This is a genomic window from Streptomyces sp. NBC_01520 (assembly GCF_045040375.1).
Taxonomy (GTDB): domain Bacteria; phylum Actinomycetota; class Actinomycetes; order Streptomycetales; family Streptomycetaceae; genus Streptomyces.
Genome location: NZ_CP109404.1, coordinates 7986058 through 8010842, shown reverse-complemented (window position 1 = coordinate 8010842; position 24785 = coordinate 7986058). Strand labels below are relative to the sequence as shown.

Genomic DNA, 24785 nt, shown 5'->3' with positions numbered 1-24785 from the left:
AACACCGGCGGGGCCGCGATCCGCCGTGACCTGGGTCAGAGGATCAACACCGTCAATTTCCTGTCTTTAAAACGCTACGTTGCGTTCACTCGTCCGACAACCACCTTCATGCCCAACTGTCTTAATTTTCAAGGGAATCCTGGAGATCGTCGCGATGGCCTTGAATTCGGTGCACCGAATCTCCTCCCGGCCGTTGCGACTCGTGGGAGTAAAGGCGATGGACACATGGGGCGCAAGTGGGTCGAGTTCCGGCGCCGCCGTGGCCGGTTCCGGAATTCTACTGGGACCGGAAATTCCGCTCGAATGTCCGGACGGCATGTACCGCAGTCCACCGGCGGGAAAACCGCAACGGTTCGACATGTCCTGAACGACTGCCTGTGCCGACGATCTCCTTGGCTCCACGCCGGGAACCCGCCACTCACCCGGTGACCTGGCCGGCCTGGTCTGAGCTGCCCAGCGATGCGATGAGGGCTGACGGGTCGGCCGTCGCCCGCGCCAGGATCCGGGCGAAGTCGGATGCCCAGGTCTCGATCGTGGAGGGCTCGAAGAGGTCGGTCGAGTACTCGAACGTGAGCGTCGTCCGCTCCGGACCGGGGTGTACGACCACGTACAGCTCGTTGCGGGCGGACGCGTGTACGGAGACACCGCTGATCGTCGCCGTCAGGCGGTACAGGTTAAGGGCGGGCGGCTGGGCGGTGACCACGGTGAACAGCATGGTGGGGAAGAGTTCGGCGGCCAGGCGGGCGTCCAGCAGCCCTGCCACCTCGCTCAGCGGCAGGTCCTGGTGGTCGAGCGCCGCGAAGAGTGTGGAACCCAACTGGTCCACCAGATCTGCGAATGTGGCGGCGTCGCCGACACGGGCACGCAGGAGGACGGTGTCGCCGATGAAGCCGACGGCCCCCTCGCGGCCCGCTCGGGCGCGGTTGGCGCTGGATGCCGGAAGGACCACGTCGTCGGGGCAGTCGCACCGGCGCGCGACCCAGGCGGCGAAGGCGGCTGCCCAGATGGTGTACGGGGTGGTGCCCAGGCCGGCCGCCGCCTCGGCGACCTGCGCGGCCGTGCGGGGGTCGAGGGTGTGGGTGTGCAGGGCGCCGTGCCCCGACAGGGTGGGAGGGCGGGGGTGGTCGTAGGGCAGGTTCAACCTCAGCGGGGCGCCGTCGAGTTCACGGCTCCAGTACTCCTGCAGGTGGCGGCGCCGCTGCGCGGGGAGGTCGTGTTCGGCGCGCGCCAGGTCCGTGAACTGTGCCGAGGGCGGTGGGAGTTCCGCATGGGTGCCACGGCAGGCGGCGTTGTACAGCTCCTGCAGTTCCTGCCACAGCACGTTCATCGACCAGCCGTCGCATATTCCGTGGTGCAGCACGGCCAGCAGGATCCAGCGGTCCGCGGCGACCCGGGCCGTGCGGAAGCGGAACAGCGGGGCGTGGTCCATGGCGAAGGGCCGGGACGCCTCGCCCCGGCACCAGCGTGCGAGGCCGTCCTCGTTTGTGGCGTACGCGGTCAGATCGGCGACCGGCACCTCTACGGGCACCTCGGCCAGCACCTCGATGAGGTGGTCCCCGTCCCGTTGGACGCACCGGCTGCGCAGCGCGTCGTGCCGGGCGACCAGAGCTTCCAGTGCCCGCGTCAGGTGGTTGGTGTCCAGCTCGCCTCGCAGGTCGACGCGGTGCGTCACGTTGTAGACGCAGGGGTCGCCGCGTTCGTGGTGGCGCCGCCACAGCCGGCGCAGGCTCGAGGTCATCGGGGTGACGGCGACGACCGCTGCCGGGGCTGTGCCGTTGTCCGCCGTGTCGCTGTTCTCGGCCCGCGCCGCCAGTGCCCTGATCGTCGGGTTGCGGAAGAAGTCCGCCATCGACAGCCGCACGTCCAGCTCGTCGGCCATGCGGTGCAGCAGGCGGATCGCGCTGAGTGAGTGGCCGCCCAGCTGGAAGAAGGAACGGTCCACGGGCAGCGACCGGGTGCCCAGTTCCGTGCACCACAGCTCGTGCAGGGACTTCTCCACAACGGTGGTGGGCTCGGCGCCCGCCGTGTGCGGGGTGTCGGCCGCGCGGGGCTCCGGGAGGCGGCTTCGGTCGAGTTTGCCGGATGTGCTGACCGGCAGCCGCTCCAGCGCGACCCAGCGGCCGGGGACGAGGTGGTCGGGCAGTTCGTCGGCCAGCGCGGCCCTCAGCTGCGCCAGGCTGGTGCTGTCGCCGTTCCCGGCGCGCCGCGGGACGACGTAGGCGACGAGTTCCATGTCGCCGTGCGTGTCCCGTCGCGGCACCACGGCCGCGTCGCGGACCCCGGGCAGTGCGCTCAGCACCCCCTGTACCTCACGGGGTTCGACCCGGTGTCCGCGGATCTTGACCTGGTCGTCGACGCGGCCCCGGTACTCCAGCGTGCCGTCCGGGCGCCAGCGGGCCAGGTCACCCGTGCGGTAGCGCACCGTTCCGGCTCCGTGGTCGACGAAGCGGGCCGCCGTCTCCTGGGGGAGGCCGTGGTAGCCGTGTGCGAGGGGTGTGCCGCCCACGTGGATCTCGCCGATCGCACCCACCGGCACCTCACGCCCGTCCGGAGCCAGGAGCTGGATGTGCGCCCCGGGCACCGGTGTCCCGATCGGCGGCCACTGTTCCTGGGCGGGCACGACCCGGTGCGAGGTGACGATGATCGACGTTTCGGTGGGGCCGTACTGGTTGTACAAGGAGCACTGCGGGTGGGCGGCCAGGAAGCGGCGCAGCGCCGGAGTGAGCTGCAGCGCCTCTCCGCAGTGCAACACCTCGCGCAGGGCGGGCAGTTCGGGCCCGGTGTCCATCAGGTAGCGCAGCGGGGTGCAGGGCATGAAGAGCCGCTGCACCGCGTGGCGGCGCGCGGTCCGGGTGAGCGCCTGCGGGTCGTGGCGCACCTCGTCGTCGATGAGGACGAGGGCAGCCCCGCAGGCGAGGGTCGTGAAGATCTCCTGGACGCTGATGTCGAAGGCGGGCGAGGTCCACTGCAGGGTGCGCAGCGGTAGGTGCCGCGCCAGCTGGCTGCGGATGAGGGCGGCCGGGCCGCGATGCGGGACGATCACGCCCTTGGGCCGGCCGGTGGAGCCGGAGGTATAGATGCAGTACGCGGGGTCCTCGGCCCGTACCTCGCCGGCCGGCGAGGTGTCCGGAAGGGGCGCGGACGTGTCGAGGTTCTCCATGAGCAGGGTGGTCGGGGTGGCCAGCGTCGGGTGCCGTTCGAGCGTGGCCGCGCCGGTGAGCAGGAGGACCGGGAGGCTGTCGTCGAGGAGTCCGTTCAGCCGGGGTGTCGGCGCGGACGGGTCCAGCGGAACGTAGGCGGCTCCGCTCTTGAGGACGGCGAGCAGCGCGGTGATCAGCTCGGGGCCGCGCGGCAGCAGGATCGCCACGCGCTCGCCCCGGCCCGCGCCCCGCTGCCGGAGCTGGTGGGCGAGGCGATGGGCGCGGGCGTCCAGCTCCCCGTACGGGAGGGTCAGTTCGTCGTGGATGAGCGCGGGGGCTTGCGGTGTGCGCCGGGCCTGCTCCTCGAAGAGGCCGTGCAGGGTGTCCGGGCCGGTGGGCGCCTCTTCGTGGAAGCCGCCCCACCGTGCGAGCACGGAGCGATCGGCGGCTGTGGGGGTGGCCAGTTCGGCGACCGGGACGCCGGGGGCGTCCAGGGCCCGGCGCAGCAGCTGCTCCACGTACTGGACGAACCGGTGCACGGTGGCCTGGTCGAAGAGCGCGGTGTCGTACTCGACCATGAACCGCAGGCCTTCGCGGTGGTGTGTCAGGTAGATGCTGAGGTCGAAAGGGGCTCGTTCGCTCGGTACGTCCAGGAGCGTGGCGGTCAGGCTGGGCGGGTCGAAGTCGGCCTCGCCCTCGCGTTCGTACTCGACCATGACCTGGAACAGGGGGTTGCGGCCCGGGTCGCGGCGCGGGGCCAGCGCTTCGACCAGGGTGTCGAAGGGCAGGTCGCGGTGTTCGTACGCCGCCGTGCTGGTGTCGCGGACGCGGTGGAGAAGGGTCGCGAAGTCCGGGTCGCCGCTCAGGTCCAGGCGGAGCGGAACCGTGTCGAGGAAGAGCCCGATGGTGTGCTCGGCGTCCTCGGGCCGGGCGGCGACGGCGGTGCCGAGCACGAAGTGGCACTGGCCTGCGAAGCGGCCCAGTACGGCGCCGATCGCACCGGTCAGCGCCATGAACACGGTGGCCCGGTGGGTGGCGGCCGTCTGGCGTATGCGTTCCATGAGTTCGGCGTCCAGCGCGTGGGACAGGCTCGCTCCCTCACCGGTGCGTACCGGCGGGCGTGGCCGGTCGGTGGGCAGTTCCAGATCCGGTGTGCCGGTGAGTTCGCGCCGCCAGAAGTCGAGGCTCGCGGCGGTCGCCGCCGGGTCGGAGGTGAGGGGGATGGTGTTGCGCAGTTCGGGGAGTCGGGGTTGGCCGTCGGGCCGGGCGCGGTAGTACGCGGCGAGGTCGCGGGCGAGTACCTGGGTGGAGGACGAGTCGAAGGTGATGTGGTGGGCGAGCAGGAACAGCAGGTGCCGCTCGGGGGCCAGGCGCAGCAGCCTGGCCGATAGGAGGGGGCCCTCGCTCAGGTCGAGGACGCGTCGTCCTTCGGTGGCCGACACTGCCCGGAGTGCCTCGTTCTCGCCCGTCCCGGAGTGGTCCTCGACGGGGCAGTCGAGTGTCATGCGGGGCAGCACCTGCCGGTAGGGGACGCCGTCCGCCTCACGGAAGACGGTCCGCAGCGCGGGGTGGCGGTCGGCGACCTGTTGCAGAGCCAGGCCCAGTGCCTCGGTGTTCAGCGGCCCGTCCAGGCGGATCGCTTTGGGCTCGTGGTACATGCGGGTGCCGGGGTGCAGCTGTTCCAGGAACCAGATGCGGCGCTGGGCCGGGGTGAGCGGTCCGCGCTCGCCCAGGTCGTCCTGCGCCTGGCGTTCGGGGGGCAGGTGCTGTCGTCGGCGCAGACGGTCGATCAGTGGCAGGGCGGCCAGGACCTGCTGTGCGGGCACGCCGAAGTCGACGAAGCAGGCGATCTCGTCCGCACCCGCCGCCACCAGGCGGGCCACCGTCTCGGCGGCCGTCGACTCGTCGCCGATCAGGGCACGCGAGGCGCAGTAGCGCTCGTAGGCGCGGCCGAGCAGGTACTCCACGTCCTGCTCGGGGGTGTTCGCGAGGTCCACGTCGAGGCCGAGGCTGTTGGTCACCTGGTTGAACAGGGACAGCGAGGAGCGCAGGTAGGACACGAAGGGGCGGTAGGCCTCGGCCCGTGCCTGGGCTGCGTCCGGGCCCAGGTAGGTGTGGGCCAGCACGACGACGCGGCCTGCGGCCGGGTCGAGGCCGTGCTCGGCGCGGGTGCGGCGGTACAGGGCGATGTTCTCTGCCAGCTGTTCCACCGTCTGCGCCATCAGGTTGGTGACGATGCCCAGGTCGTGGGCGGCGGCCCGCCGGTAGCTGTCGGGGTTTGATACCACCGCGGCGTACAGGGGTGGTTGTTCCTGGAGGGGTTTGGGGTGCAGCGTGACGTCGACGGGCTTGCCGTCGCCGCCGGTCAGGGTGAGCGGCTGGCCGGACCACAGCCGGCGTACGGTGTCCGCCTGTTCGTACATCAGCTCGCGGTGGCGCCCGAAGGCGTCCGGGGCGAGTGCGAAGTCGGTGGCGTGCCAGCCGCCGGCGAAGCACAGGCCCGCCCGGCCGCCGGAGATGTTGTCGACCACCGACCATTCCTCGGCGACCCGGACCGGGTGGTGCAGCGGCAGGACGACGGACCCGGCGTGCAGCCGGATGCGGCGGGTACGGGCCGCCAGGGCGGCGGCGAGGACGGAGGGGTTGGGGAAGAGTGCGCCGAAGGAGTTGAAGTGCCGCTCGGGGAGCCACAGGGCGTGGAAGTCGTGCTGGTCGGCGTACTCGGACGCCTGCATGATCAGGGCGTATTTGTCCTGGGCGGCGTCGTCGGGGTAGTCGCCGAAGAAGTAGAGGCTGAAGTCGACGGCGGCGGTGGCGGTGGCGGGTGGTGGTGCGGGGCCGGTGGACGGTGCGGGGGCCGGCTGCTGTGCGGGGCCGGGTGCCGGGGTGAGCGGCGCGGTGGCGGGGGTGGTCACCGTGGTGGAAGGGGGTGCTGTCCCGGCCGGCGTGGTGGCGGGGGCGGTTGCCGGCTTGGAGGGTGCTGCCTCGGTCTTCGGCGGGGCGGCGGGCATCGTGTGCGGCGGTGGGTCGGCGGGGGTCAGGGCGTCGATCTGCCGGTTGATGACGCCGGTCACCTGGTCGACCAGGTGCCGGGTGAGCTCCAGCTGCTGGGCGAACAGGTCGCGTACGGCCAGTGGCGTGTCCGGCGTAGCGAAGGCCGGTGCGGGGCCGGGTGTGGTCTGCGGCTCCGGCAGTGATGACGCTGCGAGGGAGGGTGCGCGGGGCGGTGCCGAGGCGGGGCGGGGGTGGGGGGTGGGAACGTCGAGGTGGGCAGGCTCGCCCTGCGGCACAGGTTCGCCGTGCGGCGCGGGTTGTGGTGCAGGCCCCGAAGCGGCGTGCGGCGGTCGTCCGGTCACCTGGGCGCCCATCTGGGCCAGGCGCTCGGCGAGCTTGCGCGGCGTGTCCGCCGCCTCGAAGAACTCCCGGACGGGAAGGCGCACGCCATAGCGGCGTTCCAGGTCCGCGGCCGCCCCCATCAGGGCGAGTGAGTCGGCGCCCTGCTCGAGGAAGGAGCGGTCCGGGCGGATGTCCGCGAGGCCGGCGCCCAGATTGTTTGCGGTCAGCTCCCTTATCTCGGTGAGCAGTTCGGCCTCGTCCAACGTGGTGTGGGGAGGGTCGGCAGGAGCCACGGAGGCGACGGGAGCCACGAGGGCTTCGGGGGCGACGGGGGTCTGGATCGCAGGCGGCTCCTGGGGGGAGTCGACCGGGCCGGTGGCGCGCTGCGGCCCTTGCTCGGGAGGCGCGATCGTGCGGCGTCGCAGCGGGTGCCCGGGCAGTGGAATCCTGCCTCCGCCGCGTGCGAGGACCTCCCAGTCCAGGTCCGCCCCGGCGCGGTACAGCTCGCCGAGCGAGTGCAGGACGCCGCGCTGTTGTCCGGTGGCGTCGTCGCCCGTGCCTTGGGCGCCCAGCCAGCGGCTTGCGGGGATGTGGTGCCGGCCCAGGCCTCTGAGCGTGTTTCCGGCGCCGATTTCGACGAAGCCGCCCCGGGCCAGGTCCGCCGCCGTGGCCATGGCCAGGTCGAAGCGGACCGGCTGCCGGGCCTGGGCGCACAGGTAGCGGGCATCGACGGTCCAGCCCGCGGGGCGCACCTCGCCGTCAAGGCCGCTGACGAAGGGCACACGCACAGGTGCGTAGGCGACCTCCTCGGCACAGGTGCGGAAGTCGGTCAGCGCGGTGTCGAGGGCGGCCGAGTGGAAGGCCCGGTCGACCGGGAGGGTGCGGTGGCCGATGCCGTCGCGGTCGAGCAGGTGCCCGGCCTCGGCGAGGGCTGCGGGCGTCCCCGACAGGACGTGCGAGCGGGGCCCGTTGACCGCTGCCACGTCGAGGCCCGCTGCCGCGGCGACGCGTTCGGCGGTCGCCCGGTCGGTGTGGACGGCGAGCATTCCGCCGGGCGGGCACGCGCGATGCATCAGGCGGCCGCGCCGGGCGGTGAGGCGCAGGCCGTCCTCGAGGGTGAACGCTCCGGCCGCGTACAGCGCCGCGTACTCGCCGGCACTGTGGCCGAGCAGCACGGCGGGCCGCACGCCGCAGGCCTGCCAGAGCGCGAGCAGCGCCGCCTGGTGGGCGAACAGGACGGGTTGGGCGACCTCGGTGGGCCAGACCCGGTCTGCGGCATCATCCGCATCACCGGCCTCACCGGCCTCACCGGCCTCACCGAGCAGCATCGGCATGAGGGTGCCGTCGAACTCCTGGGCGTAGATGTGCTCGCAGCGCTCCAGCACCGAACGGGCTTCGGTGAACCCGGCGTGGATTCCCCGGGCCATGCCGGCGCGAGTGCTGCCCTGGCCGGGGAAGGCGAAGGCCAGGGGCCCGGACGGTGCGGGGGCGGGCGGCTCCTGCTCCAGGGCCCGCGCGAGTTCCCCGGTGTCGGTGCCCACCACGGCAAGGCGGGCGGTGGGGTGGGGGCGGCCGCGCCCCAGCGTGGCCGCCACGTCGGCGGCGGCCGTGTCCGGTGAGGTCCGCAGGTGGGCGCGGATGTTCCCGGTCAGCTCCCGCAGGGCTTCGGTGTCGCGCGCCGCAAGGGGGACGAGCACGGGCCGGTCGGGTGCGGGCGGGGGGCGGCGTGCCGGGGCTTCCTCGAGGATGACGTGGGCGTTGGTGCCGCCCACGCCGAGCGCGCTGACTCCCGCCCGACGGGGCGTCCCGGCGGGCACGGACCATGGCTGCAGTTCGGTGCCCAGGCGCAGGGGTCCGCCGTTCAGGAGCAGTTGGGGGTTGGGCTCGTTCAGGTGCAGGGTCGGTACCAGGGTGCGGTGTCGCAGCATCAGGACCGTCTTGATCAGGCCTGCCATGCCGGCGCAGCTGTCGAGGTGTCCAACGGCGGGCTTCACCGAGCCCACCGTGCAGAACCCGGTCTGGGCGGTGTCCTGTGCGAGCGCTCGGCGCAGCGCCTCGAACTCGACGGGGTCTCCCAGCGGTGTGCCGGTGCCGTGCGCCTCCACATAGGTGAGGGTGTCGGCCGGGACAGCGGCCCGGCGCAGCGCCTCACGGACGACGGCCACCTGTCCGGCCACGCCGGGTGCGGTGAAGCCGGCCTTCTGTGCGCCGTCGTTGTTGACAGCCGAGCCGAGGATCACCGCGTGCACCGTGTCCCCGTCGGCCAGCGCCCGGTCCAGGCGCTTGAGGAGCACGGCCGCCACCCCGTTGCCGCCCACGGTGCCGTCGGCGTCCGCGTCGAAGGCGCGGCAGCGCCCGGAGGGGGACAGGACCGAGCCGGGGTGAGCGCGGTAGCCGGTCTCCTGGGGCAGGTGCACGGCGGCGGCACCGGCGAGGGCCATGTCGGCGTCACCGGTCAGCAGTGCCTGTGCGGCCAGGTGTACGGCGACCAGTGAGGTGGAGCAGGCCGTCTGTACGCCGATGGCGGGTCCGGTGAGGCCGAGCCGGTAGGCGACCCGGGAGGCGACGAAGTCCGGCTGTTGCCCGATCGTGCGCTGCATGCCGGTGACGGGGTCGGCGTCGTCGTGCTCGTGGTGCCGGCCGTAGGTGGGGGGTGCGTCCTGCTGGTGGTCGTAGAGGTGCATGCCGGTGCCGGCGAACACGCCGATTCTGGTGTTCTGCCGGGTGCCCGCGTAGCCGCCGTCCTCCAGCGCCCGGTGGCAGCACTCCAGGAAGAGGCGGTGTGCCGGGTGCGTGAGCCGGGCTTCCTTGGGGCTGAGTGCGAAGTGGTCGGAGTCGAAGTCCAGCGCCTTGTCGAGGACTCCGGCGACGGGGACGCGGTCGGGAGCCTTCGCCTGTTCGGGGGTGAGGCCCGCGGCTGCCAGTTGGTCCTGGTCGAAGACGGTGAGGCAGTCGACGCCGTCGCGCAGGTTGCGCCAGAATCCCTCGGGTGAGTCGGCCCCGGGAAAGCGCAGCGCCATGCCGATGACCGCGACCCGCCGGTCCGTGTCCTCGCCGCTGTTGCGGTCCGCCTGCGCCGGGAGTTCCCGGGCCGCGCAGAGGTGTGCGGTGAGCGCGGCTGCCGTGGGGTGTTCGAACAGGTCGGTCTGGGCCATCCCCCGGCCCAGGCGCTCTTCGAGGCGCCCTCGCAGGCGCACCAGTTGCACGGATGTCAGGCCGAGTTCGTAGAAGGGTGTGTGTGCCCCGGCGGGGCGGCCGAGGACGGTGGCCAGTTCCTCACGCACCGTGCGCCCGACGTCGTCGCCCGGTGTGTCGTCGCTGCTGGGAACGCCGCACTCGCCGGGGCCCGGGTGTGTTGCGAGGAACCGGTCGCGCAGTTCGCCGCGCCGTACTTTGCCGGCGGGCGTGCGGGGGAACTCGGCCCGCGCGACGGGCAGTACATGTGCGGCGGTCAGGCCCAGGCGTGTGAACAGCTCTGCCTGCACCTGCCGTGCGACGCGGGCGTCGTCCTTCGCGCCGTGGCCGACGAAGAACACGGCGAGCTGCTCCGTGCCCCGGTCGGCGTCGGGTATCCCGCAGGCGGCCACCTCACCCGCGTGCACCCCGGTCACCGCCGTCGCGACGGTCTCGACCTCGTGGGCGTAGACGTTGTGCCCGTTGAGGATGATGACGTCTTTGCGGCGGCCGGTGATGACGACCTGGTCCTGGGCGAGGAACGCCAGGTCGCCGGTGTCCAGCCAGTCGTGGCCCTGTGGGTAGGCGGCGGCATCGGCGTCCGGGTTGTCGATGTACCCCGGTGTCAGGCGGGCCGGCGCGTGTACCTGCAGCCGTCCGATCCTGCCGCCGGGCTGTGGTTGCCCGTGGCTGTCGACGATGCGCAGGGTCGTGCCGTGGGCGGGTGATCCGGCGGCGACGAAGGTGACGCACTGGTCGTCCGGGGTGTCGTCGTCGGCGCTCAGCAGTTCGCCGCCGAGACTGGTTTTGACGAGGCGGTGCACGGTTCCGGGCCGGTCGAGGCGGCCGTAGGTGATCGCGGTGACGGTCTCGGCCATGCCCCAGGCGGGGACGAGGTGGTCCTCGCGGACGCCGAAGGCCGAGGTGGCGTCGAGGAAGGCCCGAAGGGCCGGCAGGACGATCTGCTCACCGCCGCACACCAGCGAGGTCAGGGCGCTCAGGTCCCACTTCCTGTCGGGTTGTCCGGTCAGTGCGTCCGCGACCATTTGGTACGCGAAGGTGGGCGCCCAGCCGTGCTGGGCGCGGTGCTCGTGGAGCAGGTCGAGCCAGCGCAGCGGGTCGGTCAGCACCGTTCGGGTCGGTGCGTGCACATTCGTGCAGCCTGCGAAGACCGGGAGTACGTGGTAGAGCAGGAATGCCCCGCTGTGGTCCACCGGCAGCCAGTTGACGAAGGTGTCGCCGGTTCGTACCGGCAGGATCCGGCGGGCGCCGGCCGCGAAGTCGGCGAGTCCGGCGTGGGTGAGCCGCGCCGCCTTGGGCGGGCCCGTGCTGCCGGAGGAGAGCATGAGGAGCGCGGTGTCCGAGGCCTGGGGCACATGGTGCTCGTACGTCGGCGGGTGTTGTGCCCAGTGGGCTGCGATCGCCACCGGCCCGTCAGGTTCGGCGCGCGCGAGGGCGGCCGCACCGGGGGCGTCGGTGACGACGAGGGGATGGTTCAGTAACGCGCGGGTGTGCCGCAGCCGTTGCAGGGCCGCCGAGCCGGCGGTGGGCGGGTCGCAGACGGACACGGGCACGGCCCCGGCCAGGACACAGGCCCAGAAGGCCGGGAAGAACTCGGCGAGCGGGAGCCCGCACAGGACCACGGTGTCCCCCGGCCGCACCCCGTGTGTGTGCAGTCCGGTCACGAACCGTTGTGCGAGGTGCAGGAGTTGGGGGTAGGTGAGGGTGGCGGCCGAGTCCTGCGGCCCCACCGTGACCACTCCCGCCCCGTCTGCGGCGGCCGCGGCCCGCAGCAGGGCCTGGACCGCGTCGCGAGGGTCCTTCGCGGTGAGCTCCGGCTCAGGCCCTCGGCAGAGGGCCTGCCCCCGTACGCGTGCCATGTGTGTCCCCTTCTTCAGCGATCGGTGTGGCCTTGGAACCAGGACGGTCGGTGGTGCGGCCGGAGGCCACCGTGGCGGCGCACGGCGGCGTACAGCGAGAGGGCCAGCGCCCCGCTCAGGGCGGTGCCGTGGAATGCGGCGACGACGGTGAGGGCGGGAAAGCCCTCCAGTGCAGCCGCGGCGCCGAGCATTCCGAGGCTGAATCCGGCCGTTTCCGCGGAGGCCGACAGGCCGAACAGCCGGCTGCGCTCCGGCTCCGGCGCGGCCTGCAGGCGTGAGACGTACACGATCTCGGTGCAGCCGTCGGCGAGCCCCGCCGCGAGGGCCGCGCCGATCAGGGCGGGCAGGGGGAGCCCGGTGAAGGCGAGCACGAACGAGATCGACATGAGGCCGGTGCCGAGCGCGAATACCCGCGCGTCGTGCGCCTTCTCGCCGCGTAGACGCTTCAGCAGCTGGGGGGACAGGGCGGTGCCCACGGCCCAGGCGACCCAGAACTCGGTCATGAACAGTGCGGGATTGTCCGGGGACCTGAGGCCGGCCACCATCGGCAGGGCCACGTTGTGGGAGGAGGAGGCGAACGCGTCGGTGCCCCGCAGCAGCAGCATCCCGAGCAGCAGTCCCGGAATTCCTGCGAGCAGGCGTCCGGCGCGGACGCCCGGCGGCCGCTTCGGGACCGGCTGCGGCGGTGCCGGCTCAGCGGCTGCGCCGGTGTCGGTATCCGCATCGGCAGCGGTGGGCAGCCGCAGTGCCAGTACCGCCGCGGCCGACACCACGAAGCTGGCCCCGTTGACCGCGAACGCGAGGCCGTGTCCACCGAAGGCGATGATTCCCGCGGCCGAGGCGAAGCCCAGAACGGTGGCGAATGAACGTGCGGTCACCAGCAGCCCGTTGGTCCGCGTCCGTTCGTCATGGCCCACGATCACCGGCACGGCGCTGCGCAGCGCCACGGTGAACAAGGTGTTGCCCGCGCCGAGCACGACGACCGCGCCCAGGAGCAGGGCGAGCGAGGGGTCGCGGGCGCTGAGCGCGAGCACCGTCATCGCGGCAGCCTGCGCCGCATCGGCGCCGATCATCACCGTGCGACGGCCCAGGGCCGTGGTGATCGCGCCCGCACCCAGGCCGGCCAGTACGCCGGAGAACAGCCGGAGCGCCATCACCGCGCCGATGCCGAGGGCGGTGCCCGCGATCTGGTACGTGAACAGGCTCAGGGCGATCAGGTTGAGGAAGTTCCCGTAGGCGGACACGGAGTAGCCGGCCACCAGGGCCCGGACGCGCCATCCGGTCGGGGCCGGTCGGCCTCGCAGGGCCTGCTCCGCTGAAATCCCCATCACGCACCTGACGCCCGATCGCCCTCGAAGGGCTGAGCGGTTTCCGTGAGGGGGCAGGGCCTTTTCGCGGGACCTTTCGCGGGCCCTTTCGCGGGCCTCTTCGCGGGCAGCGGGCCAGGCACTGCCCTTGGCGGTCGCACCGGCCGGAAGGGCATGTCCGGCAGACGGCTCGCCGGGCCGGTGCGGCGGTGGCCGGGGTGGACGCGCACGGCACCTCGCACGTGTGCCCCGGGTGCGGGCACACGGCGGGGAACAGCCGCACGGACCGGGATGCCGTCTTGTGCCGTCGTCGATGTGGTCTCGCCGGGCGGGCCGGCCGCGTCGCCGGGGTCGGCGTGCGCGGTCGTGCCCGCTCGGCGTGGGTTCTCGTCAACGGACCCGGGCCACAAGGGACTCGACACCTCCCGGAGTTGGTGGATGCGACCCGTGACCGCCCTGTTCGCCGGGGCGGTCGGGAGCGCGATGCGGCTTGACGGGCCGGGCTTACGAGCTCAGTGCTCCAGGGCTGAGAAGCTGACCGGTCTTCATGCCTTCGGCCCCGGCGCGTTCGTGCTCGCGCAGCAGCGGCAGTACACGGGTGTAGAAGATCCGCATCTCCTGCTGGGTCGGCCAGCCGGAGAAGATGAACTCGCTGATCCCGGCTGCCTTGTACTCGTAGAGGTACGCCGCGACTTCCTCGTAGCTGCCCACCACGCACAGGGCCGGCCCGCCGCGGTATGCCACGGCACCGGAGTACAGCATGGGAGAAAGCCAGTCGGAGTCCGCGGACTCGGCCAGCCGGAAGGACGTGTTCACTGCCACGGAGTCGGAGGAGGCCACGGCATCCGCGATCCGCTTGCGGTGTTCTTCGTCGGGATCGCGCATCAGATCGGCGAGATCCGCCAGCGCTTCCGCACGGGTCTCCCTCGCCAGCACATGCATGCGGGTTCCCACGCGGCCGCCCTGCGTCAGGACGGGCTTCGCGGCCGCGGCCATTCCCTCGGGGGTGTCGCCGTACCGCAGCCAGCAGTCGCCGTGGTCCACGGCGGTCTGCTGTGCCACCTCCGATGCCCCGCTGATGTATATCTCGGGACGGCTTCCGCCCTTGTATCCCAGGCCGACCTGCGCGTCCTTGACTCGGTAGTGGTCGCCCTCGTAGGACAGCGGGGTCTCACCACGCCAGAGCCGGTGGAGGATGTCCAGGAATTCGTTGGAGCGTGCGTAGCGCTCGTCGTGGGCGAGGAAGTCTCCGTAGTACGCCTGCTCGACCGGGGAGGTTCCGGCGACCAGGTTGAGGGATATCCGCCCGTCCGACATCCACGAGACCGTGTTGACCACCTGGGCGAAGAGCGTCGGTGGGAGCAGTCCGGGACGGTAGGCGAGGAGGAACTTGACGCGTTTGGTCTCGCGGACCAGGGCGCCGAGCATCGGGAGCGGGTCGGGCATGTGGTTGCCGATGCCCATGAGGAGCGAGTCGACTCCCAGGCTGTCCGCTTCCTGCGCGAAGTCGACGATCCCGTCGAAGTCGAGCTGGCCGGTCTGGTATTTTCCCGACGCCTTCTGCTGCCCGCTGAGCGGCGAGTTCCAGTGCACTCTCAGCTCGTTCGCGTCTGACTGCGGTTGGTTGGGCAAGCCACTGACGACCACGTTCTCACCTTCCGGTCTTTCAAGACGTCTGTTGGTTTTGCTCCGTCAGGACCCGTGCGGTTCCGCCGAGTTCGACGCGCAGGTCCTTTCCCGCCGTGGCGGTGACGGTGGCGGGGCTGCCGAGGGCGTCGCCCATGTCTACGGCGATCCGGCCGACGCCCCGGCCGGCCAGGTGTGCGGCGAGAGCGGCAGTGCTGTTGGCGTTGGCGATGTCTTCCGCAATGCCGATCGAAGGGGCGAACATCCGGGCCGCGAGGGCGCCCTGGGGCGAGGGTTTCGAGTGGACGTACGCGCCGATCAGGCCGAACCGGTCGCAGGCCGCCCTGAGGCGGTCGAGGTCCGGGCGCAGGGCGGCGACCGCGGTCCGGGTGGGGACCGGCACCAGCATGCGTTCGCGGCCCACGCCGGCGATCCGGACGCCGCCTCGTGCGGCCTCGTCCGGTGTGAGGCCGAGGGCCGGAAGAACGAGGGCGCGTTCCTGTGCGGTGGGTTCGCGCAGGTCGACGGGTCCGGGGTCGAAGGCGGCGGTGATCAGTTCGCCGTCACGCTCGGCCCGCCCGGCGAACACGCGCCCCCCGGCACGGAGGGTGGCCCGGTAGGGCCCGGTACCGCCGTGCCGTGCCGCGAGGAAGGCGAGGGCGGCGACCGTGCCGTGACCGCAGGCGGGCAGTTCCCCTTCCGCGGTGAAGAAGCGCAGCTCGGTCGTGTCGCCGACGTGGCGTACGTACACGGCGTGCGAGGTGCCCCGTGCGACGGGGATCCGGCGCCGCTCGTCGTCGCCCGGCAGCGGGCCGTGGCCGTCGTCCTCCAGGACGACGGCCGTGGGGCTGCCGCCCGCGCCGCCCCGCAGGCAGGCGCGGACGACCGTCACGTCCGGCGTGCTCATGGGGCTGTCACTTCGCCTCCTCCAGGGTGGCGTACCCGGGGGTCGCCGCAGTCGCGGTCTCGTCGACGCCCTCCTGGAGCTGGAAGAGCGAGCCGAAGGGGCGCTCCGCGAGCGGGAGACGCCATGCCCCGGCTTCCACGCGTGCCGTGTCCGACACGCTGCCGCGCAGCAGCCGCACTCCGGGCTCGTTGTGGCCGGCGTGCGATCCGAAGTGGATCGGGTAGGCGTCGGCTGCCCGGTAGGCCGGCAGGAAGGCGCGGCGGTACCGGTCGGAGTTGTTCGAGGAGGAGTAGTGCAGGAGCAGGCAGTGGATGAAGACCACGCTGCCTGCGGGCGCCTCGATGGGCACGGCGAGCGCCGGGTCGGGGGCGCCGGCACCCGCTACCTTGCCGCGGAAGTAGCCGTCGACGTAGTGGTCGGCGAGGCCGCGCCGGTGAGAGCCGGGGATGACCTGGAGGGCGGAGTTCTCGGTGGTGGTGTCGTCGAGGTAGACGAGGGCCGTCACCAGGTCGGTGTTGGTGTGGGGGTAGTAGGAGAAGTCCTGGTGCCAGTCCACGACGCTGCCCACCTGCGGGGCCTTGAGGTGGAGCTTGCTGTAGTGGAACAGGATGTCGGGGCCGATGAGTGCCTCGACGTGGTCGAGCAGTCCGGGGTGGGCGGCGGCCCGCTCGAACGCGGAGTGCTGTTTGGTGGGCGACCAGATCCGGCGGGCCATGCCGTTGTCGCCCGGCTCCACTTCGGCGACGGAGCCGATGTCGGGGACGTCCAGGATCTGCGTGATGGCGGTGTTGAGCTCGGCGACTTCACTCGGATCGAAGAGACGCTCGGCGACCGCGAAGCCGTTCTCTTGGTACTCCTTGACGAGCGCGGCCGTGTCGGGTGCGGACATGCGCGGGGTTCCTCTCTGCTGGGCGGCGGGGGTGCGGTGGGGTGGGGTCCGTACGAGGGCCGCCGGGCGATGGCTGCCCGGCGGCCCTGCGGCGGCTCAGTCGGTGCCGCCGGGGTACGTGGGCCTGCCGCGTACCTCGAAGCCGTCGCGGACCCCGCGCTCGTACCGCGGCCGGATGTGGGCGCCTGCCTTGGACGGTTCGCCGGCCATGGCGGTGCGGGATGCCTCGCGGGTCACACGGTGGCCTCGACGCGCTTGGCGAAGGTGTCCTCGTAGATCTCCCGGAAGAACAGCGCGAGGATCTCCTGGACGTCGTCGATGTACTTGAAGACCTTCTGGAAGTCCTCCTCGCTGAAGATCAGCTGGTGGAGGATGTCCCACATCTCCTGGGAGTGGTCTTCGGTGGTGTCGACGTGGAGGTGGGCGGCCTGCCCCTTGACGTTCTCCTTGCCGAGACGGTTCTGGAGGTTCTCGACGATGGCCGGCTGGAGCTTGACCTGGGTGTACTCCACCAGGTAGTTGGAGACGACCGGGGCGAGGGCCGACTCGTGTTCCAGGGTGTAGTAGAAGAAGCCCTCGAGGAGGCGGGTGGAGAGGTAGGGCTCCGTGGCGAGGATCTCTTCCTCGGTGACGCCGGCGGCCGCGGCGTCGCTGATGTACAGCTTGTCGTGGAGCATCTCGTCGGCCTGGTACTGCGCGTAGTCGCGGGCGGCCCGGGGCGCGACCTGGGCGATCTTGTAGATGGCCTTGGTCTGGCTGACCCGGGAGAGGCGGATGCGCCACACGTGCTCGATGAGGGTGCGGCGGTAGTACGCCTGGTGGAGCTCGGGCTCGGTCAGGTGGGACGCGAAGGGGACGGTGTCCTTCCACTCCGCCATCTTCTTGTCCATGTAGCGGTCGAGCTCGGCCTTCTTCAGACGGCTCTGCTCCTCGTTGTAGAACGGCTTCGGGTGGTTGATCCCGGTGTTCTGCACGCGGTTCATCACGTTCTCCTTCACAAGAGGGTTCGCAGGCAAGGCGTTCTTCGCGGGGGTTTCGCAGGGGAGGGCGTTCACGGAAAGGTGTGCCGCCCGGCGCGGCGGTGGACGGGTCGCCGGTGATCTGCTCGGCGGCCCCGGGTTCGGGCGGGGTTCTCGCAGCCGGGCCGCGGGAGGGCGGCCCGGATCTTCGGTCTGCCGCGCGCGTGCGGGTCCGGTCCAGGACCGGGCCGGCGCGGCCAGCGGTCAGCGGTAGCGGACGTGGAAATGGTCCGTGGCGTGCCGGTCGAGGAAGTCGGTCTCGGCGTCGAGGTCGTCGGCCGCCACGTCCCACAGGGCGTCCATCAGGCAGATCCCCCGGTCGGAAGCTTCGAGTTGAGTTCCCTGCGCCACGTGGACGCGCAGGATGCGGGGCGGGCGGGTGGGCGGCTCGAAGCGGATCGCGTCGACGGTCCGCCCCTTCTCCCCGTACTTGCTGAGGAACACGGTCGCCCGGGTGGCCGCGCCGGTGCGCAGGGCCTCCACCTGGGAGGCGCGGGTGAGCCGGTCGTGGAAGGCGTCCCGCTCGCCGTCGGGCAGCAGCAGGGACTCGGTCCACAGGTCGAGGAGGGAGTGCCCGGTGACGGTCTGGACGCTGGCGTTGATGAGGCTGCCGCCCATCCGCGGGTTGATCTCGATGATCTCCCAGCGCTTCTTCGACTTCCAGTACTTGACCTCGATGTGGAAGGCGCCGGCGGTCAGTCCGTGCTCCGCCAGCGCGGTGAGGCAGCGGGTGACGTGGTCGGCTCCCTCCAGGACGAGGTCACGGTCCAGGCTGACGGGCGGGCTGACCGACATCCCCTCCAGGGTGGTCCGCTCCAGGCGTTCCACGCGGGCCTTCTCGTGGACGCACAGGTGGTGGATCCGGCCGTCGAGGACGAACGTCTCGAAGCTGAACTCCGGGCCCTCGACGTACTCCTCGACGAGGAAGTCGTACCGGTCCATGAAGATCGCCTTCATGGACCGGTCGGCGCGCATCTGCTCCTGGATCGCGGGCAGGTCGGCGAGGTCGTCGATGTTGTCCAGGACGAAGGTCGCGAAGGACGAGGCACCGCGCACCGGCTTGACGAACCAGCGTGTGGACGGGTCGAGTTCGGGTGTCACACCGGGGGTGATCCGGTGGACGCCGACCTCGCTCAGTCCCTCGGCGAAGAGGTAGCGGCGCAGTTCGTACTTGTCCAGGCACAGGCGCAACGCGGGTTCGGCGCAGTCCCGTGCGCCGAGCCGCTCGTTGAGCTCGGCCATCAGGAGCCGGTAGCCCTCGAAGGTGGCGAGGGCGGCCTCGACCCGGTAGCCCCGGTCGGCGAGTTCGCGGACGGCCTTGTCGACGTCACCGGAGCCCAGTTCGGATTCCTCGGTGACCACGCAGTCCGCCACGTGGCGGCGGCTCTCCTGCAGGACCCCCGGCTTGCGCGGCCGGGAGCTGAGGGCGACCAGGTGCAGGCCGAGCCCGGCGGTGGCCGCGGCGATCTCCTCGGTGTACGACTTGCCTTGGTGCATGAGGAGCAGGATTGCTCTCTTCATCTGTGCATCTCCTCCGGGTTCCGGGCCGCCCTCAGCGCTGCCGGACCGGCTGCCGGCCGGCGGTCTCGCGCTGGTGGGCGCGCAGGATGTCCACGAGCCGGCCGGCGCCGCCCTCACGGACCGGGTCGACGACAGGCAGTCCGGTTTCGGCCTCCAGCTTCTCGGCCTCGCGGCGGTACTCCTCCTCGGTGAAGCCGACGCTGTTGACGCTGACGGCGGCGACCTTGGCGGGCCGTTCGAAGACGGTGAGCTCTTCGTTCATGCGGATGAGCTCGGGGATGGGGATGATGGGCGTCTCCCAGACCTTGGTGCGCTCGGCGCCCAGGCGGTGACAGAAGACCAGGGCGTGCGGCAGGGAGCCGTGCAGGATGGCGAGGGCGACGCCGCTGAACCCGATGTGGTTGAGGGAGCCCTGGCCCTCGACGACGACCCATTCGTTGCCGGCGGCGGCCTCCATGACGACCTGTTCGACGGCGCCGCCCATGAAGTCGCCGGCCACGCCGTCGACCGCGATGCCGTGGCCGGAGATCAGCATGCCGCTCTGACCCGTGGCGGCGAAACCGGTGGGGATGCCGCTGCGGTTGGCCTCCTTCCAGATCTCCAGGGCGGCGGTCTTCTTGCCGATGTTGGAGTCGCTGCCGCAGGTGTGGACGACCCAGGTGTCCAGGTCCAGGACGCGGGCCCTGTTGAGCGGCACGGTCGGGGCGTCCTTGGTCTCCCAGACGGTGATGCCCTTGTCACGGACGGCACGGGCGATGTCCGGGTCGTCGGCGAGGCGGTAGTGGATCGAGTTGATCAGGTGGAGGCCGTTGTCGACGGCCGCGAGGATGTGCGGCTTCCACCCGGAGGGCAGCTCGACGGAATGCAGGCCCTTGCCGATGACCATGACCTCGGGGTGCAGGTGCAGAGCGTGCTCGACGCGGCCGACGATCGGGATCGCACCGCCGTAGCCGAGGACGTCCTGGACGGTCTGGCCGGCCTTGCGGCTGTCGATCACTGCGACGCAGCGGTCCCCGCGGTAGCGGATCAGCGAGGCGGCGATCTTGCTGGTGAAGAGTCCGAAGCACCCCTCGGCGAACAGCACGAAGTTCTTGTCGGCTAGCTTCGCGTGGCTCTGATCCACGTCTTCCTCCACGGATTCGACGGTTCGGTTGCCGATGGCATGAGATGGTTCGGGCGGTCTGGCGGTCTACGGGACGGGCTCGGTCGTCAGGCGGTACTGCGCCCGTGCCTGGCTCACGGCCTGTTCGATCTGTTCCTGGGTGCCGCCCCGGAAAAGGAAGCGGCCTCCTTGGAGCGTGGCGTACGAGCCGGGGCGGGAGACCAGGACCTCGCCCGCCCGGGGCACCAGTTCCCGGTACACGTAGGGGACTTCACCCAGCAGCGAGGTGGCTTCGGTGATCTTCTGGGGCAGCGGCCTGGGGCCTGGGATGATCAGCCAGCCGCCGCTCTGCTCCGGGTCGGGGAGCGGCGGGTCCACCGGGCGGCCGAGCAGCACGTCGGTCCACAGCCGGAAGAGATTCACGCCGTGGACGTCGTGGATGACGTAGGGCACGTCGGCGCCCGGCACCCGGGCGCCGACCTCCAGGAACACCAGCTCGTCGCCGGTGTCGAAGAGTTCGAGGTGGAAGGCGGAGCTCCGCAGGCCGAGCGCGGTCAGGCAGCGCACGGCGAAGTCCTCGCAGCGGCCGCGCACCGCGGGGTCCGTCTGGAAGACGGAGCCGAGCGGCTCACCCAGGAGCTCGAAGTCCAGGCAGGTGGAGACGTAGCGCGAGGTGCACAGGAACAGCGGTTTGCCGGCGGCGTCCAGGACGCCGTCGACGTGCAGGATCTCGCCCTGTACGAACTCCTCGATCTCGAGGTCGTGCAGGCTCTGTTCGGCGCACAGGGCCCGCAGTTCCCCGGCCGAGGCGATCTCGCGCACACCCTGGCTGGAGGCTCCTCGCACCGGTTTGACGATCACGGGGTAGCCGAACTCCTCGGCCGCCGCGAGGATCTGGTCCTCGGTGCGGCAGGAAGCCCAGCGCGGCACGCGAAGGCCTGCCCGCGACAGCGTCTCCTTCATGACGGTCTTGTCGCGGAACCGGGAGGTCTCCTCGGTGCTGGAGCCCGGGATGCCGTACCGCTCGCGCAGGGTCGCCGCGAGGTCGAGGAGCATTTCGGAGAAGCCGATGACGTGGTCGAAGGGGCCTTCGTCGCGAACGACGGCGTCGACGGTCCCCAGCACACCTTCCAGATCGCCGAAGTCCGCCACGACGTGGACCCGTTCGGCGTCGGCGGGCACGGCACTGCGGCCGCCCTCGTCGCAGATGTACGTGACGCGGTCGGTCTGAGGGCAGAAGACGATCTCGGGAGCGGCGAGGCGGTTCTCCCAGCGCCGCTCGTCCTCGTACAAGGGCCAGCGGTTCAAGAACAGGATTGCGCCGGACATGGATATCGTCCTCACGGTTCACAGGAGGCATGGAAGCGCCCGGCCGGTTGACGGCGGCGGCGGGCCTTTGGGAACCGAAGAATGAACCCGAACCTGAATCCCGGGAACGGCCCCCAACGTGTTGATCGCGCTGCCTCAGCCTCGCACGGGACCGGCCTGGTCAGAATAGGACCTACGTCCCAGCGCCCCGGCGCTGCGGGCACCCGGCCACGTGCTGTCCGGGCTGGTGCTCGAGCCTTCGCAGGGGCGGCCGTTGGAGCCTGCCGCCGGAGGACCGGGTGCTGCCCGACCGACCACCGGGTCGCCGATGACGCAGCCGCAAGCCAGGGAACCGTCCGGCGCCGAAGCCGCCGTCGGCCAGGACCACGGTGGTCGCGGACGGCGGCTGCCGGGACACCGGCCCTGCTGGTTCCACACCGCCGCGTTCCCGGCCGGGCCGGACTCTGGGCCGGGAAGGAGGAGCACACCCCCTCCCCGGGGGGCCCCCCCTTTGACGAGTGCGCTGCGTTGATGACGGCCCGCCCGCCGGCCCGGGTGATTCACCGAGCACCTCGGCGGCACAAAGAGGCCCGGACCCCCCCTTTTCCTGCCGTGAACGCCATGGGCAGATGGACCTATTGCCCGTGGCCCGCACGGGACACAGAATCCCTATCGCGCCCCCCGCCGCCGGAGGAGGGGCTGTCGTGCGCGCCAGGAGGGTTTCCCCGAACTGCCGCCCCGACATCGAGGCGCCGAGCGGTGGGATGTCGTGTACTCGCTCCGCGGATATCGCCCGTGCCGCGTGCGGCGTGGACACGCCCTGCAGCTGGGCTTCGAAACCGGACTGAATTTCGCAGGACAGGTGGTGTACTGCCATGACGGAAGCGACGCAGACGGTACGACGGGCGAGCTCCGAGGACTTCCGGGCTGCGATGGCCCGTTTCGCAGCCGGGGTCGTGGTCGTGACGACTCTGGGCGACGACGGGGTGCCGCGCGGCTTCACGGCCAGTTCGTTCTGTTCGGTGTCGCTGGGCCCGCCGCTGATCCTGGTCTGTCTGGCGAACTCAGCCGACTCCTACGCGGCGTTCACTTCCTGCGAGCACTTCGCGGTGAGCGTGCTGGGCACCGAACACAAGCCGCTGGCAGTGCAGTTCGCGACCAAAGGTGCCGACAAGTTCGCATCGGACGGCCTGTCCCGCACGCCCGGAGGGCTGCCGGCTGTCGCGGGCGCACTGGCCGAGCTGGACTGTGAGGTGCACGCCCGGTATCCGGCCGGGGACCACACGATCCTGATCGGCCGGGTGGCGGGTGCGCGCCTGGGTGGGGACGCGGGGGCCCCGATGGTCTATTACAAGCAGTCCTTCCGGTTCCTGGCCTGAGGGAAAGCCGGCCGGGATGCCCAGCAGCATCAGGCCCGGGCTGCTGCCCCGCCCCGTGCGGACCGCTCCGCACGATGCCGACGAACCAGCACGAGCAGCCCCTGCCGCGACCACGGCCGGCACGTCAGGCGCGTGCCCTGCGGCCTGCGCCGGCAGGGCGCTCTTCAGCCTTCCGGCACGCCCGGGTGCCAGCGCCCAGCCGGGAGGCGGTCCTCCCCTGCGGCAGCGAGGGTCTCCGCAGGGCGCGACGGCCCGTCCGGCCCCTTGCCGGCTCCACTCGCGCGGCCGGCCTTCCGGACCATTCCCCCGGTGGCCCGGGTGGATCGGGTGTGCCGGAAAATCCTCGGGCGCTGCCCGCCACGCCCCACCCACCGGCCACCGCCCCCTCCCCCACCCCGGCCAGGGTTATCTCCTGTCCGCCGGCGTGGCAGCACTCCCGGCGGCACGAGGGGGGTCCGGACCCCTTTATGCCGGAAATGCCATGGGCAGATGGACCTATTGCCCGCACGCATCACGGGACACAGAATTCATAGGGCGCCCCCACCGTCGGATGAGGGCTGCCGTGCACGCCAGGAGGCTTTCCCCGAACTGCCGCCCGGCATCGAATCGCCAAGCGGTGGGATGACATGTTCTCGCTCCGTGGATACCGCCGGCCCGGACGTCAAAGCGACATCGCTTGCAAAAGCATCAGACGGCGAATGATGGGAAACAGGAGATACGAGGATGCTGCTGAGGGTTGATCCGGTTGATTCTTTTTCCGGAACGTTCCGCGTCCCTTCTTCGAAACCGGAGACGCAACGGGCAATTCTGACCGGCACGTTGGCCGAGGGCACGTCACGAGTTTTCAATGATCTCCGTTGCGATGAGACGGAGACCATGAAGAACGCCTGCCGTGCCTTCGGTGCCAAGATAACCGAGCACGACGGGTACCTGGAGATCCAGGGCATCGGGCAGTCGTTCCCGCGCATCGGGCGGGTCATCCAGTCCCGCGGCTCGGGTCTGGTGTTCCGCGTCGTGACGGCGCTGGCTTCCGTACAGCCGTCGCCGGTCGTGGTGACGGGCGACGCGACCCTGCGCAACCGCGTGATGGAGCCTCTGCTGGAGGCGCTGCGCGAACTCGGCGCGGACATCGAGTCGATCGTCAGCGAGAACAAGGCCCCGGTCATCAACTGGGGACGCGGCCTGAAGGGCGGCACCTGCCGGCTCCCGGGCGACATCAGCTCGCAGTTCATCACTGCCATCCTGTTCGCCGCGCCGCTGGCCGAAGGCCCGGTGGAGATCGAGGTGACGGGCGAGGTCTATTCCCAGTCCTACATCCGGCAGACGCTGGCGAGCCTGACTGACGCGGGTATCAAGGTCTCCGCGTCGGACGACATGCGTCACTACCAGGTGGAGCCCTCCACCTACCAGGCCATGGACGTCACCGTGCGCGAGGACTACACCTCGGCGTCGTACCTGCTGGCCGCGGCCGCGCTCTTCCCGGGCCGGACCGTCCTGAGCAACGTGTACGGCGACAGCATGCAGGGCGAGTTCGCGATCGTCCCGATCCTGCGGCAGCTCGGGGTGAGCGTCACCTTCGACCAGGAGACCTCGTCACTGATCGTCGACAACCCGCCGGGCAGCCTGCGCGGCACCTTCGAGGTGGATGTGCGGGACTGCCCCAACATCGTGCCCACGCTCGCCGCCCTCGGGGCGTACGTGCAGGGCAGCCTGCGGGTGACCGGCGGACGCCTCACCCGCTTCCACAAGGCGTCACGCATCGAGGCCATGGCCGCCGAACTGACCCGCGCGGGCGTGGACATCGAGGTTCTGTACGACGACGGGATCTGCGACGGCTTCGAGGTCCGCGGAGCGGGGACGTATCCCGGCGGAGTGACGCTGTCCAGTTGGGGCGACCACCGCATCTTCATGTCGCTGTTCGTGGCAGGCCTGCGGATGCAGTCCGCCAACCGGTTCTCGGGCTTCGAGGACGTCCGGCTGTCCTTCCCCACCTTCCTGGAGGAGTTCGCCGAGGCAGGCGTACGAACCGAGGCCGTCGAAGAGGTGAAGGCGCCCGCTGAGGCCGTCGGCTGACCCTGGCAGCGACGGGGCGCGCGGGCTGGTTCCCAGGCCCGCGCGCCCCGTCGCGTCGCGGCGCGGGGCCCCGGGGCCCCTGATGAACGGCGCCCCCGCACGACCGTCCGCGTCCCCCATTCAG

The 24785-nt window shown here is 71.3% G+C and carries 13 protein-coding genes; 3 read left to right on the top strand and 10 right to left on the bottom strand.

The window, feature by feature from the left end:
• Nucleotides 1-418: 418 nt before the first annotated feature.
• Together OG524_RS35940 and OG524_RS35935 are read right to left on the bottom strand one after the other, a co-directional pair.
• Entirely contained in the window at nt 419-11530 is an 11112-nt protein-coding gene (locus OG524_RS35940; protein WP_405808472.1) for an amino acid adenylation domain-containing protein, read from the bottom strand.
• Nucleotides 11531-11544: 14 nt separating this feature from the next.
• Complete coding sequence (locus OG524_RS35935; protein WP_405385867.1) at nt 11545-12858, bottom strand: MFS transporter; 1314 nt, start codon at nt 12856-12858, stop codon at nt 11545-11547.
• A 17-nt stretch (nt 12859-12875) separates the two neighbouring features.
• On the opposite strand from OG524_RS35935, the gene OG524_RS35930 reads away from it, so the two are divergent.
• Complete coding sequence (locus OG524_RS35930) at nt 12876-13331, top strand: zinc ribbon domain-containing protein (protein WP_405393402.1); 456 nt, start codon at nt 12876-12878, stop codon at nt 13329-13331.
• A 10-nt stretch (nt 13332-13341) separates the two neighbouring features.
• Here OG524_RS35930 and OG524_RS35925 read toward each other — a convergent pair whose 3' ends face one another.
• From OG524_RS35925 to OG524_RS35890, 8 genes are all read right to left on the bottom strand, one after another.
• Entirely contained in the window at nt 13342-14430 is a 1089-nt protein-coding gene (locus OG524_RS35925; protein WP_405385869.1) for an LLM class flavin-dependent oxidoreductase, read from the bottom strand.
• Between the two features lie 73 nt (nt 14431-14503).
• Complete coding sequence (locus tag OG524_RS35920; RefSeq protein WP_405385871.1) at nt 14504-15370, bottom strand: PhzF family phenazine biosynthesis protein; 867 nt, start codon at nt 15368-15370, stop codon at nt 14504-14506.
• A gap of 7 nt (nt 15371-15377) precedes the next feature.
• Nucleotides 15378-16259 (bottom strand): phytanoyl-CoA dioxygenase family protein, encoded by an 882-nt coding sequence (locus OG524_RS35915; RefSeq protein WP_405385873.1) that lies wholly within the window; start codon nt 16257-16259, stop codon nt 15378-15380.
• Between the two features lie 96 nt (nt 16260-16355).
• Nucleotides 16356-16496, bottom strand: a complete 141-nt coding sequence (locus OG524_RS35910; protein WP_405385875.1) for a hypothetical protein — start codon at nt 16494-16496, stop codon at nt 16356-16358.
• Nucleotides 16493-17242 carry an iron-containing redox enzyme family protein gene (locus OG524_RS35905; protein ID WP_405385877.1) on the bottom strand — a complete coding sequence of 250 codons (750 nt, stop codon included), beginning with the start codon at nt 17240-17242 and terminating at the stop codon, nt 16493-16495. The genes OG524_RS35910 and OG524_RS35905 overlap by 4 nt, the downstream gene beginning before the upstream one ends.
• A 240-nt stretch (nt 17243-17482) precedes the next feature.
• Nucleotides 17483-18799 (bottom strand): acetyl-CoA carboxylase biotin carboxylase subunit family protein, encoded by a 1317-nt coding sequence (locus OG524_RS35900; RefSeq protein WP_405808476.1) that lies wholly within the window; start codon nt 18797-18799, stop codon nt 17483-17485.
• Nucleotides 18800-18830: 31 nt separating this feature from the next.
• Complete coding sequence (locus tag OG524_RS35895) at nt 18831-19922, bottom strand: DUF1611 domain-containing protein (RefSeq protein WP_405385881.1); 1092 nt, start codon at nt 19920-19922, stop codon at nt 18831-18833.
• Between the two features lie 66 nt (nt 19923-19988).
• Nucleotides 19989-21230: an acetyl-CoA carboxylase biotin carboxylase subunit family protein gene (locus OG524_RS35890; RefSeq protein WP_405808478.1), complete on the bottom strand. Its 1242-nt coding sequence runs from the start codon at nt 21228-21230 to the stop codon at nt 19989-19991.
• A gap of 854 nt (nt 21231-22084) precedes the next feature.
• Between OG524_RS35890 and OG524_RS35885 the strand changes: the two genes are divergently transcribed.
• Both OG524_RS35885 and aroA read left to right on the top strand, forming a co-directional pair.
• On the top strand, nt 22085-22588 hold the full coding sequence (locus tag OG524_RS35885; protein ID WP_405385884.1) for a flavin reductase family protein: 504 nt from the start codon (nt 22085-22087) through the stop codon (nt 22586-22588).
• A 723-nt stretch (nt 22589-23311) separates the two neighbouring features.
• Nucleotides 23312-24661 (top strand): 3-phosphoshikimate 1-carboxyvinyltransferase, encoded by a 1350-nt coding sequence (gene aroA, locus OG524_RS35880; RefSeq protein ID WP_405385886.1) that lies wholly within the window; start codon nt 23312-23314, stop codon nt 24659-24661.
• Nucleotides 24662-24785 lie beyond the last annotated feature (124 nt).